Source organism: Streptomyces sp. NBC_00433 (assembly GCA_036015235.1).
In the GTDB taxonomy this organism is placed as follows: Bacteria; Actinomycetota; Actinomycetes; order Streptomycetales; family Streptomycetaceae; genus Actinacidiphila.
The window spans coordinates 2,653,774-2,667,500 of sequence record CP107926.1; the positions used below are offsets into that span (position 1 = coordinate 2,653,774).

4 protein-coding genes, 1 tRNA gene and 2 rRNA genes are annotated in these 13,727 nt (G+C 67.2%); 1 reads left to right on the plus strand and 6 read right to left on the minus strand.

All coding sequences use genetic code 11. From position 1 onward, the window contains the following. Complete coding sequence (locus OG900_10960; protein WUH90565.1) at positions 1 to 687, minus strand: response regulator; 687 nt, start codon at positions 685 to 687, stop codon at positions 1 to 3. Positions 688 to 922: 235 nt separating this feature from the next. After that, complete coding sequence (locus OG900_10965; GenBank protein WUH90566.1) at positions 923 to 6,301, minus strand: HAMP domain-containing protein; 5,379 nt, start codon at positions 6,299 to 6,301, stop codon at positions 923 to 925. Between the two features lie 320 nt (positions 6,302 to 6,621). On the opposite strand from OG900_10965, the gene OG900_10970 reads away from it, so the two are divergent. Further along, a complete protein-coding gene (locus OG900_10970; protein WUH95704.1) occupies positions 6,622 to 9,261 on the plus strand; it encodes a SpoIIE family protein phosphatase in 2,640 nt (879 codons plus the stop codon). Between the two features lie 66 nt (positions 9,262 to 9,327). On the opposite strand, the gene OG900_10975 is transcribed toward OG900_10970, so the two are convergent. The 4 genes from OG900_10975 to OG900_10990 all read right to left on the minus strand — a co-directional run bounded on the left by OG900_10975 (position 9,328) and on the right by OG900_10990 (position 13,704). Continuing rightward, positions 9,328 to 9,400: transfer RNA gene (locus tag OG900_10975), tRNA-Thr, on the minus strand. Positions 9,401 to 9,494: 94 nt separating this feature from the next. Beyond that, the gene (locus OG900_10980) at positions 9,495 to 10,223 is read right to left on the minus strand and encodes a DegT/DnrJ/EryC1/StrS family aminotransferase (protein ID WUH90567.1); all 729 of its coding nucleotides are present in this window, start codon (positions 10,221 to 10,223) and stop codon (positions 9,495 to 9,497) included. A gap of 135 nt (positions 10,224 to 10,358) precedes the next feature. Next, positions 10,359 to 10,475 (minus strand): 5S ribosomal RNA (gene rrf / locus OG900_10985). 103 nt (positions 10,476 to 10,578) lie between these two features. Continuing rightward, positions 10,579 to 13,704: ribosomal RNA gene (locus OG900_10990) — 23S ribosomal RNA — on the minus strand. Positions 13,705 to 13,727 lie beyond the last annotated feature (23 nt).

The window sequence follows — 13,727 nt, forward strand, 5'->3', positions numbered from 1 at the left end:
TCAGTCCCCGGTGGCCTGCCGCACGATACCCCCGCTGCTGCCCGGCTCCAGCGCGTCCAGCGCCCGGCGCAGCCCGGTCAGCTTGCGCTCCAGGTGGGCCGCGGTCGCCACGGCCGCCGCGTCGGCGGACTCGCCGAGCTGCTTGCTCAGCGCCTCGGCCTGCTCCTCGACGGCCGCGAGCCGGGCGGACAGCTCGGCCAGCAGGCCTGCGGGCTCCTTGGAGCCGTTGGCCTCCGCCCCGGAGGGCAGGCCCTGCTCCAGCTGCAGCCGCAGCAGTCCCGCCTGCTCGCGCAGCTGGCAGTTCTTCATGTAGAGGTCGACGAAGACCGACACCTTGGCCCGCAGCACCCACGGGTCGAACGGCTTGGAGATGTAGTCGACCGCGCCCGCCGCGTAACCCCGGAAGGTGTGGTGCGGGCCGTGGTTGATCGCGGTCAGGAAGATGATCGGGATGTCCCGGGTCCGCTCCCGCCGCTTGATGTGCGCCGCGGTCTCGAACCCGTCCATGCCCGGCATCTGGACATCGAGCAGGATCACCGCGAAATCGTCGGTGAGCAGCGCCTTGAGCGCTTCCTCCCCGGACGATGCCCTGACCAGAGTCTGATCGAGCGCCGAGAGAATCGCCTCCAGCGCCAGCAGATTCTCCGGCCGGTCATCGACCAGGAGGATCTTGGCCTTCTGCACCATGGCCCGCCCTCCTCGCCCCGGCATCAAGCCGGTCGCCGCCCCCGGGGACGACTCTGTCGCGCCGCCCGTCCTTGTGCCGGTCATGGTAGCCGCACCCCGCCGTTCGCCACACCCTGTCACCGCCACGTCACTCACCACACACCGAAAACGCTGGCGGAGACGAGAAGGTTCCCTGATCCTCTCGCCCTCACACCCCGTCAGACGAGCAAGTTGGTAGAACTTCAACTTTTCGTCGTCAGCGGGCGTGCATCCACTCCTCCATCAGCGTCAGCAGGTGGTCGGTGTCCACCGGTTTGGCGACATAGTCCGACGCGCCGGACTCGATGCTCTTCTCCCGGTCGCCCTTCATCGCCTTCGCGGTCAGCGCGATGATCGGCAGCCCCGCGAACTGCGGCATCTTGCGGATAGCCGTCGTCGTGGCATAACCGTCCATCTCCGGCATCATGATGTCCATCAGCACGATCGCGACGTCGTCGTACTGTTCGAGGACCTCGATGCCCTCGCGCCCGTTCTCGGCGTACAGCACGGTCAGGCCGTGCTGCTCCAGGACGCTGGTGAGCGCGAAGACGTTGCGGATGTCGTCGTCGACGATCAGCACCTTCTCGCCGCTGAAACCGCCGGAGAAGCCCGAATAGCCGGCCGGCTGGGCCTCCTCGGGCCACGGCTGGTGCGCGCTTCCGTGCTGCCCGTGCCCGGCGGGCAGCGGAGCCGGCTGGGCGGAGCGGCGGCGGAGCCTGGCCAGGCTGCTGCCGGGGCTGCGCGTACGGGCCGCGGCCGCCGCGTCCTGGTCGCCCGACGGCAGCTGCGGCATCGCCTGCGGGATCTCGCCGAGGCTCAGCGGCAGATACAGCGTGAAGGTCGAGCCGCGGCCGGGCTGGCTGTCGGCGTGGATCTCGCCGCCGAGCAGCCGGGCGATCTCCCGGCTGATCGACAGGCCAAGGCCCGTACCGCCGTACTTCCGGCTGGTGGTGCCGTCGGCCTGCTTGAACGCCTCGAAGATCACCCGCATCTTGCCGGCCGCGATACCGATACCCGTATCGGTCACCGAGAACGCGATCAGCGGCTGGTCGGGGTCGCGCAGGGTGCCGGCCTCCAGCAGCTGCTCGCGGATCGACTGCGGCACCTCGCTGCCGGCCGGCCTGATCACCAGCTCCACCGAGCCGCTGTCGGTGAACTTCACCGCGTTCGACAGCAGATTGCGCAGCACCTGGAGCAGCCGCTGTTCGTCGGTGTGCAGGGTGACCGGCAGCTCCGGCGAGACCCGCACCGAGAAGTCCAGGCCCTTCTCCGCGGTCAGCGGCCGGAAGGTGGCCTCCACATAGTCGACCAGCTGCACCAGCGCGATACGGGTCGGCGAGACGTCCATCTTGCCCGCCTCGACCTTCGACAGGTCCAGGATGTCGTTGATCAGCTGCAGCAGGTCCGATCCGGCGCCGTGGATGGTCTCGGCGAACTCGACCTGCTTGGGCGACAGGTTGCCGTCGGCGTTGTCGGCCAGCAGCTTGGCCAGGATCAGCAGCGAGTTGAGCGGGGTGCGCAGCTCGTGCGACATGTTGGCGAGGAATTCCGACTTGTAGCGCATCGAGACGGCGAGCTGCTCGGCCCGCTCCTCCAGGACCTGCCTGGCCTCCTCGATCTCGGTGTTCTTGACCTCGATGTCGCGGTTCTGCCGGGCCAGCAGCTCGGCCTTCTCCTCCAGTTCGGCGTTCGACAGCTGGAGGGCGCGCTGGCGGTTCTCCAGCTCGGCCGACCGCTCCTGCAGCTGCTCGGTCAGCTCCTGCGACTGCTTGAGCAGGCCCTCGGTCTTGGTGTTGACGCTGATGGTGTTGACGCTGATCGCGATGATGTCGGTGATCTGGTTGAGGAAGTCCTTCTGGATCTGGGTGAACGGCTGGAAGGCGGCCAGTTCGATGACGCCCAGCACCCGGCCCTCGAACAGCACCGGCAGCACGATCACATGCGACGGCGGCGAGTCGCCGAGACCCGAGGTGATCTTCAGGTAACCCGGCGGGACATGCTCGATGAGGATCGACCGCTTCTCCACCGCCGCCTGCCCGATCAGCCCCTCGCCCGGCAGGAAGACCGTCGACATGGTGCGCCGCGAGAAGCCGTAGCTGCCGCGCAGCTGGAGCTCGTACTCCTCGCCGACCTCCATGGTGTCCTCGGCGAGGAAGAAGGCGCCGTGCTGCGCGGAGACCACCGGGGTCAGCTCGCTCATGATCAGCGCGGCCACGTCGCCGAGGTCCCTGCGGCCCTGCATGAGGCCGGAGATACGGGCCAGGTTGCCCTTGAGCCAGTCCTGCTCCTTGTTGGCGAGCGTGGTCTCGCGGAGGCGGACGATCATGGTGTTGATGTAGTCCTGCAGCTCCAGGATCTCGCCGGCCGCGTCCACGTCGATCCGCAGGTTGAGGTCGCCGCGGGTCACCGCGGTGGCCACCTGCGCGATGTTGCGCACCTGGCTGGTCAGGTTGTTGGCCATCAGGTTGACGGACTCGGTCAGGTCCTTCCAGATGCCGGACACGTCGGGCACCCGCGCCTGGCCGCCGAGCCTGCCCTCCGTACCCACCTCGCGCGCCACGCGGGTGACCTCGTCACCGAACGCGGACAGCTGCCCGACCATGGTGTTGATGGTGGTCTTCAGCTCCAGGATCTCGCCCCGGGCGTCCACGTCGATCTTCTTGGACAGGTCGCCGCGGGCGACCGCGGTGGTCACCTGGGCGATCTGCCGCACCTGGCCGGTCAGGTTGGACGCCATGCCGTTGACGGACTCCGTGAGGTCCTTCCACGTGCCGCTGACGCCCGGCACGCGCGCCTGGCCGCCGAGGATGCCCTCGGTGCCCACCTCGCGGGCGACCCGGGTCACCTCGTCACCGAAGGCCGACAGCGTGTCCACCATCGTGTTGATGGTCTCGGCGAGCTGCGCGACCTCGCCGCGCGCGTCCACGTTGATCTTCTTGGTGAGGTCGCCGTTGGCGACGGCGGTGGCCACCGAGGAGATCGACCGCACCTGGCTGGTGAGGTTGCTCGCCATCAGGTTGACGTTGTCGGTGAGGTCCTTCCAGATGCCCGACGCGTCGCGGACCCGCGCCTGCCCGCCGAGCTGGCCCTCCGTACCCACCTCGCGGGCCACCCTGGTCACCTCGTCACCGAAGGCCGACAGCGTGTCCACCATCGTGTTCACCGTGGTGACCAGCGCCAGGATCTCGCCCTTGGCGTCGACCGTGATCTTCCGCGACAGGTCGCCCTGGGCGACCGCGCTGGTGACGTCGGCGATGTTGCGGACCTGGCTGGTCAGGTTGTTCGCCATGAAGTTGACGGACTGGGTCAGGTCCTTCCAGGTGCCGCTGACCCCCTTCACCTCGGCCTGGCCGCCCAGGATGCCCTCGGTGCCCACCTCGCGCGCGACCCTGGTCACCTGCTCCGCGAACGACGACAGCTGGTCGACCATCGTGTTCAGCGTGTTCTTCAGCTCGAGGATCTCGCCGCGAGCATCGACGTCGATCTTCTGCGACAGGTCGCCGCGTGCGACCGCCGTCGCGACCTGCGCGATGTTGCGGACCTGGCCGGTCAGGTTGCCGGCCATGAAATTCACCGAGTCGGTCAGGTCCCGCCACACACCGGCGACACCCGGCACCTGGGCCTGACCGCCCAGCCGTCCCTCGGTGCCCACCTCGCGGGCCACCCGGGTCACCTGCTCGGCGAAGGAGGACAGCTGGTCCACCATCGTGTTGATGGTGTTCTTCAGCTCCAGGATCTCCCCGCGCGCGTCCACGTCGATCTTCTGCGACAGGTCGCCGCGGGCCACCGCGGTGGTCACCTGGGCGATCTGCCGCACCTGCGACGTCAGGTTGCCCGCCATGAAGTTGACGGAGTCGGTGAGGTCCTTCCAGGTGCCGCTGACACCGTCCACCCGCGCCTGGCCGCCGAGCCTGCCCTCCGTGCCCACGTCGGTGGCCATCCGGGTCACCTGGGCGGCGAAGGAGCCGAGCTGGTCGACCATCCGGTTCACGGTGTTCTTCAGCTCCAGCATCTCGCCGGAGACGTCCACCGTGACCTTCTGCGACAGATCGCCGTTGGCGACCGCCGTGGTGACCTGCGCGATGTTGCGGACCTGCCCGGTCAGGTTGCGGAAGGCGGTGTTCACCGAGTCGGTGAGGTCCTTCCACGTCCCCGCGGCGCCCGGCACCTGCGCCTGACCGCCGAGGATGCCCTCGACGCCGACCTCGCGGGCCACCCGCGTCACCTCGGCGCCGAAGGCCGACAGCTGGTCGACCATCGTGTTGACGGTGTTCTTCAACTCCAGCATCTCGCCGGAGACATCGACGGTGACCTTCTGCGACAGATCGCCGCCCGCGACCGCCGTCGTCACCTGGGCGATGTCCCGCACCTGGGCCGTCAGGTTGCGGAAGGCCGTGTTCACCGAGTCGGTGAGGTCCTTCCACGTGCCCGCCGCGCCCGGCACCTGGGCCTGACCGCCGAGTTGGCCCTCGGCCCCGATCTCACCGGCGACCCTGGTCACCTCGTCGGCGAAGGTCCGCAGCGTCTCGGTCATCGCGTTGATCGTCTCGGCGAGCTGCGCGACCTCGCCGCGCGCGCCGATCGTGATCTTCTGCGTCAGGTCGCCGTTCGCGACCGCGGTGGTGACCTGCGCGATGTCCCGCACCTGGGCCGTCAGGTTGCCGGCCATCAGGTTCACCGAGTCGGTGAGGTCCTTCCACACCCCGGCCACGCCGGGCACCTGAGCCTGGCCGCCCAGCTCGCCCTCGGTGCCGACCTCCCGGGCGACGCGGGTCACCTCGGAGGAGAACGAGGAGAGCTGGTCCACCATCGTGTTGACGGTGTTCTTCAGCTCCAGCATCTCGCCCGCGACATGCACGGTGACCTTGCGCGACAGGTCGCCCTTGAGCACCGCGGTCGTCACCAGCGCGATGTCGCGGACCTGCGCGGTCAGCCGGTAGGCCATGGTGTTGACGGAGTCCGTCAGGTCCTTCCAGGACCCCGCCATGCCGCGGACCTTCGCCTGCCCGCCGAGTTTGCCCTCGGTGCCGACCTCGCTGGCCACCCGGGTCACCTCGTCGGTGAAGGCGGACAGCTGGTCGACCAGGCCGTTGACCGTACGGCCGACCTTGAGGAATTCGCCGCGCAGCGGATGGGCGGAGCCGTCCGTGTTCTGCGCGCGCAGGTCCATCCGCTGCTCCAGGTCGCCCTCGGCCACCGCCGACAGCACCCGGCCCACCTCGGAGACCGGCCGCACCAGGTCGTCCACCAGCGCGTTCGACGCCTCGATGGCGGCCGCCCAGGCACCCTCGCAGGCGCCGGTCTCCAGCCGCTCCGTGAGCTTTCCCTCACGTCCGACGACCCGGCGCACCCGTGCCAGCTCCCCCGTGAGGTGCTGGTTGCGGTCGGCGACCTCGTTGAAGACGGCCGCGACCTCAGCCATCACCCCGTCGCCGGTCACCGTCAGGCGCCGGCGGAAATTGCCGTCCCGCATCGCGGCAAGCGCGGTGAGCAGTTTGGTGAGCGCGGCAGAATCGACCTCTACGGTCCCGCCGGCCCGGGAACGCCCGTTCTTCGTACGCGTGACTGTGCCCCGCGCCGATGCGCCAGACTCCACCGTGTCCCTCCTGGAGGGTCGATCGACCTGCATGTACCTGGTTAGGCGCCTCCAGTCTTCCACCTCCACCTACCGGCCAGGCAACATCCGGCGTAACCCGTACACAGCGGAGTCGTTGGCGCTAGACGCGTAACCGGGGCCGTACACCTACCGCATCCGGCACGTCCGGTTCCGGTTTCACAGCCGCAACTGACGGCCGGGTCGCTACGCACTAGCCTTGCCTGATGGCAGTACGACGCACGGTGCATGAGCGGGCGACCGACCGTGGCGCGCCCCGGCAGCCGGTGCGGGACACCACCGAATCCGTCAAGAGGAGATCCGTGATCACGGCTCGGGCATCCGCCAGCTTCGAACCGGTGGGGCGGTCGGTCGCCGTGGCCAGGGCCTTCGTGCGCGACACCCTGCACGGCTGGGGCTTCGCCGACGTCGTGGACGACGCCGTGGTGCTGACCAGCGAACTGGTGACCAACGCCGTGGTGCACGCGGGCACCGCCGCCGACGTGCGCTGCCTGCGCTACGAGACGGCCGTGCGCGTCGAGGTCGCCGACCACTATCCCGAGCGCGAGGTGCCGCTCCAGGGCCGCGGCCGTCCGCACCGCGACCCCGACCACGAAGGCGGCCGCGGCCTGCTGCTGTGCGCCGCGCTCGCCAGCCGCTGGGGCGTGGAATACACGCCGGCGGGCAAGCACGTCTGGTTCCAGCTCGACCTTCCCGAGCGCCCCGCGGGCACCCGCTCCGCCGGACCGCTGCTGGCCGCCGCGGATCTGCCCGTCGCCGACGAGCGGGTCAGGGTCGCCGTCGTCCAGGTCGACAGCCGGGGCGCCATCACCCGCTGGAACGACGACGCGGCCGACCTCTTCGGCCACCCCGCCGGCGACGTCGTCGGCAAGTCGCTCGCCGACCTCACCGCCTGGCCGCAGACCCCCGGCACCGGCATCGGCCTGGCCGAGGCCCTGCGGCTGTCCCGCTGGGAGGGCACCTACGGGCTGCGCAACAGCGACGGCCGCGTCCTGCCCGTCTACGGCTCCCACCTGCGGGTCCGCGACAGCTCCGGCGAGCCGTCCACCGTATGCCTGCTGGTGCGCGTCGAGGAGCGCGCCGTCCTGCAGACCCCGGCGCGCGGCAACGCGCCCTCCGACACCGGCCTGGTCCAGCGCGGCAAGAACGCCGACGCCTTCGAGGTCTTCATCGGCTCGCCCGCCCCCGACGACCTCGACAGCCTCCTCCAGCGCACCGTGGAACGCGCCCGCGACATGCTCGACGGCGACGCCGCCTACCTGCTGCTGGCCACCGACGACGAGACCGAACTCGAAGTACGCGCCTCCACCGGCCTGCCCTCCGCCCGCCAGCGCTTCGCCCGGGTCCCCGTCGAGGCCGGCACCGGGCGGTACGGCAGCGCCCGCATGCCCGCCGTGCACGAGGACCTCACCGCCGTCCCCGGCGCCGTCCCGCTGCTGTCGGGCACCGGGATGCGCTCGGTCGTCACCGTGCCGCTGAAGGTCGAGGGCCGGCTCACCGGCTCGCTCGGCGTCGCCGCCGAGGCACCGGGCCGCTACTCCAACCAGGAAGCCCTGCGGCTGCAGTTCGCCGCCGACCGGATCGCACTGGCCGTGGAGAGCGCCAGGCTCACCGAGCTGGAAAGGCTCCGCCGCGGCTCGCTGTCCTTCCTCGTCGAGGCCTCCGACCTGCTCGCCGGCACCTTGGAGCGTGACCAGACGCTGGCGCTGATGGCCCAGATGACCGTGCCCACGCTGGCCAGTTGGTGCGCGGTCTACACGATCGCCGAGCAGTCGGAGCCCGAACTGGCCTTCGTACTGCACGAGGACGAGGACCGCATCGACGGCATCAAGGCACTGCTGTCCCAGGTCCGCGCACCGGAACCCGACCCGACCCCCGGCGCCCGCGCCTGGACCGCGCCCTCCGACGCGGCACATTCCAGTGCCCTGCGCGCCTCCCTGCGCAGCCTCGGCGTCGGCCCCAGCGGCTCGGGGACGATCGCCGGCCGCGCGCCCAGCACCCCCGGCGTGGCCCTTGCCACCGCCGCCGCTGTCGGCGGTGAGACGGTCGTCCTGCCGCTGGTCGCCCGCAACCGCGTCATCGGGATGCTCACCCTCGGCAAACAGTCCGACGAGCGCTTCCGCCAAGAGATCCTGGAACTGGCCGAGGACCTCTCCCGCCGCGCGGCCCTCGCCCTGGACAACGCCCGCCTCTACAGCGAGCGCACCGCCATCAGCCAGGCCCTCCAGCGAAGCCTGCTCCCGCCGGAGCTGCCGCAGGTCCCCGGCGTCGAGGTCGAGGTCGTCTACCGCGCCGCCGGCGAGGGCAACGAGGTCGGCGGCGACTTCTACGACCTCTTCCCGATCCGCGACGGCTGCTGGGGCTTCGCCATCGGCGACGTCTGCGGTACGGGCCCGGAGGCCGCCGCCGTGACCGGCCTGGCCCGGCACGCCCTGCGCCTGCTGGCCCGCGAGGGCTTCGGCGGCCCCGCGGTCCTGGAACGCCTCAACGCGGCCATCCTGGACGAGGGCGCCCGCAGCCGCTTCCTGACCCTGCTCTACGGCGAGTTGTGGCCCCAGCACGACGGCAGCGCGGTGCTCCGCATGGTCTGCGCCGGCCACCCGCTGCCGCTGCGGCTGCGCCCTGACGGATCGGTCGAGCCCGCGGCCGACCCGCAGCCGCTGCTCGGCGTGATGGACGACCTGGAGCTGGTCGAGCAGTCCGTCACCCTGGACCCGGGCGACGTCCTGCTCTGCGTGACCGACGGGGTCACCGAGCGCCGCGAGGGCAGCAGGATGCTCGGCGACGACGGCCTCGCGGACGTCCTCGCGACCTGTACGGGCCTGACGGCCGGCGCGGTCGCCGCCCGTATCCAGCGTGCCGTAGAACGCTTCGCCTCCGACGCGCCCTCCGACGACATGGCCATCCTCGCCATGCGGGTGCCGACCCTCCCGACGGGCTGACCGCCCGCCCCTTCCCCGCACATGGGAAAGGCCCCCCGCGAGAAGCGGGGGGCCTTTCCTTGTCAGAGCCCCAATACGGAATCGAACCGTAGACCTTCTCCTTACCATGGAGACGCTCTACCGACTGAGCTATTGGGGCGCGTCGACGGGAAGATCGTAGCCCATGAACGGCTGTGCGGGAAACTCGGCCGAGTGCCTGGTCGGGCCGGGTTCGCCGGCCTCGGGCGCTCGGCTCAGATCAGCCCGCCCAGCGCGTTGCAGGTGTCCGCGATGTGCGTCAACTCCCTCTGCGTGATGCCCGGGTGCACCGGCAGCGACAGGGTGTCCGCGGCCACCCGCTCGGTCTGCGGCAGCACGACCCCTGACCGGTGCGCGGGCATCCGGTGCACCGGTACGGGCACGCTCACCGCGGCGCGCACCCCGCGGGCGGCCAGGGCGGCGGCGAAGGCGTCCCTGTCGGGCCGCCCGTTGCCCGGTATCCGCACGGTGTAGCGGTGGTAGAGGTGACGCGCCCCGGGCTCGGTGTACGGCACGGTGACGCCCTTCAACGCCGAGTCCAGGAACCGCGCGTGGGCCCGGCGCCTCGCGACGGCCCCCGCGTCCTCGGTACGCCCGCCTTCCGCGCCCTCCTCCACCACGGCCAACGCCCGGCTCTCGGCAAGCTCGTTGAGCCGCGACATGGGCGCCGGGTGCCCGAACACATGCACCGGCACTATGGCCGCGGTACGCGACGTGATGCCGGCCGCGACCGATTCGGGGTCGAGACAGAACGTCCGCGGGTCAATGTCCGCGAAGACCGGTACGGCGCCGGCGAGCCGTACGGCGTCGGCCGGCGCACCAGGCCCGAACGAGGGCACGATGACCTCGTCACCGACCCCTATGCCGAGGACCGTCAGCGCCTCGCGCAGAGCGGTGGCCGTCGTGTCCGAAGCGATCCTGTGCCGCCGTCCGGCAGTCGTCATCTGCTGCACGTCTCCACACCTCCGCCTGTCGGGGCGCCCAGAGTCTCTGCACGATGTGAACACCGGGTGACGGGCAGCAAAAAAAGCCCCGGCCCCCGAGACAAAACTCGGGGGCCGGGGCTTCTTCTAATATTTGTTCGGCGGTGTCCTACTCTCCCACAGGGTCCCCCCTGCAGTACCATCGGCGCTGAAAGGCTTAGCTTCCGGGTTCGGAATGTAACCGGGCGTTTCCCTAACGCTATGACCACCGAAACACCATGAAACACACACCACACCCCCGACACCTGCCCGTAAAGGACAGTGAGGGTGTGTGGTAGCTGGTTGTTTCAGAACCACACAGTGGACGCGAGCAACTGAGGACAAGCCCTCGGCCTATTAGTACCGGTCAGCTCCACCCCTTACAGGGCTTCCACATCCGGCCTATCAACCCAGTCGTCTACTGGGAGCCTTACCCCATCAAGTGGGTGGGAGCCCTCATCTCGAAGCAGGCTTCCCGCTTAGATGCTTTCAGCGGTTATCCCTCCCGAACGTAGCCAACCAGCCATGCCCTTGGCAGGACAACTGGCACACCAGAGGTTCGTCCGTCCCGGTCCTCTCGTACTAGGGACAGCCCTTCTCAAGACTCCTACGCGCGCAGCGGATAGGGACCGAACTGTCTCACGACGTTCTAAACCCAGCTCGCGTACCGCTTTAATGGGCGAACAGCCCAACCCTTGGGACCGACTCCAGCCCCAGGATGCGACGAGCCGACATCGAGGTGCCAAACCATCCCGTCGATATGGACTCTTGGGGAAGATCAGCCTGTTATCCCCGGGGTACCTTTTATCCGTTGAGCGACGGCGCTTCCACAAGCCACCGCCGGATCACTAGTCCCTACTTTCGTACCTGCTCGACCCGTCAGTCTCACAGTCAAGCTCCCTTGTGCACTTACACTCAACACCTGATTGCCAACCAGGCTGAGGGAACCTTTGGGCGCCTCCGTTACCCTTTAGGAGGCAACCGCCCCAGTTAAACTACCCACCAGACACTGTCCCTGATCCGGATCACGGACCGAGGTTAGACATCCAGCACGACCAGAGTGGTATTTCAACGACGACTCACCACCGGCTGGCGCCGATGTTTCAAAGTCTCCCACCTATCCTACACAAGCCGAACCGAACACCAATATCAAGCTATAGTAAAGGTCCCGGGGTCTTTCCGTCCTGCTGCGCGAAACGAGCATCTTTACTCGTAGTGCAATTTCACCGGGCCTATGGTTGAGACAGTCGAGAAGTCGTTACGCCATTCGTGCAGGTCGGAACTTACCCGACAAGGAATTTCGCTACCTTAGGATGGTTATAGTTACCACCGCCGTTTACTGGCGCTTAAGTTCTCAGCTTCGCCACACCGAAATGTGACTAACCGGTCCCCTTAACGTTCCAGCACCGGGCAGGCGTCAGTCCGTATACATCGCCTTACGGCTTCGCACGGACCTGTGTTTTTAGTAAACAGTCGCTTCTCGCTGGTCTCTGCGGCCACACCCAGCTCAAGGGGCAAGCCCTATCACCAGACATGGCCCCCCTTCTCCCGAAGTTACGGGGGCATTTTGCCGAGTTCCTTAACCATAGTTCACCCGAACGCCTCGGTATTCTCTACCTGACCACCTGAGTCGGTTTAGGGTACGGGCCGCCGTAAAACTCGCTAGAGGCTTTTCTCGACAGCATAGGATCATCCACTTCACCACAATCGGCTCGGCATCAGGTCTCAGACTATGTGCCATCCGGATTTACCTGGATGACGTCCTACACCCTTACCCCGGGACAACCACCGCCCGGGCTGGACTACCTTCCTGCGTCACCCCATCACTTACCTACTACCCCCTAGGGTCAGCGGCTCCACCACTCCCCCTCACTCCGAAGAGATCAGAGGCGGCTTCACGGCCTTAGCATCAAAGGATTCAGCATTGGGCGCTTTACAGCGGGTACCGGAATATCAACCGGTTGTCCATCGACTACGCCTGTCGGCCTCGCCTTAGGTCCCGACTTACCCTGGGCAGATCAGCTTGACCCAGGAACCCTTAGTCAATCGGCGCAAGAGTTTCCCACTCTTGTATCGCTACTCATGCCTGCATTCTCACTCGTGAACCGTCCACCACTGCCTTACGGCGCGGCTTCACCCGGCACACGACGCTCCCCTACCCATCACAGCGGGCGTTGGCCCTTCATGCTGCAATGACACGACTTCGGCGGTACGCTTGAGCCCCGCTACATTGTCGGCGCGGAATCACTTGACCAGTGAGCTATTACGCACTCTTTCAAGGGTGGCTGCTTCTAAGCCAACCTCCTGGTTGTCTCTGCGACTCCACATCCTTTCCCACTTAGCGTACGCTTAGGGGCCTTAGTCGATGCTCTGGGCTGTTTCCCTCTCGACCATGGAGCTTATCCCCCACAGTCTCACTGCCGCGCTCTCACTTACCGGCATTCGGAGTTTGGCTAAGGTCAGTAACCCGGCAGGGCCCATCGCCTATCCAGTGCTCTACCTCCGGCAAGAAACACACGACGCTGCACCTAAATGCATTTCGGGGAGAACCAGCTATCACGGAGTTTGATTGGCCTTTCACCCCTAACCACAGGTCATCCCCCAGGTTTTCAACCCTGGTGGGTTCGGTCCTCCACGACCTCTTACAGCCGCTTCAACCTGCCCATGGCTAGATCACTCCGCTTCGGGTCTTGAGCGTGCTACTAAATAGCCCTATTCGGACTCGCTTTCGCTACGGCTACCCCACACGGGTTAACCTCGCAACACACCGCAAACTCGCAGGCTCATTCTTCAAAAGGCACGCAGTCACGAGATGCCGAGCAAGCTCGACATCCGACGCTCCCACGGCTTGTAGGCACACGGTTTCAGGTACTATTTCACTCCGCTCCCGCGGTACTTTTCACCATTCCCTCACGGTACTATCCGCTATCGGTCACCAGGGAATATTTAGGCTTAACGGGTGGTCCCGCCAGATTCACACAGGATTTCTCGGGCCCTGTGCTACTTGGGTGATCTCCAAGAGAGCCGCTCATGTTTCAGCTACGGGGGTCTTACCCTCTACGCCGGACCTTTCGCATGTCCTTCGCCTACACAAACGGTTTATAACTCTCCGACCGGCCGGCAGACCGATCAAGGAAATTCCCACGACCCCGTATACGCAACCCCTGCCGGGTATCACACGCATACGGTTTAGCCTCATCCGGTTTCGCTCGCCACTACTCCCGGAATCACGGTTGTTTTCTCTTCCTGCGGGTACTGAGATGTTTCACTTCCCCGCGTTCCCTCCACATACCCTATATATTCAGGTACGGGTGACAGCCCATGACGACTGCCGGGTTTCCCCATTCGGACACCCCCGGATCACAGCTCGGTTGACAGCTCCCCGGGGCCTATCGCGGCCTCCCACGTCCTTCATCGGTTCCTGGTGCCAAGGCATCCACCGTGCGCCCTTAAAAACTTGGCCACAGATGCTCGCGTCCACTATGC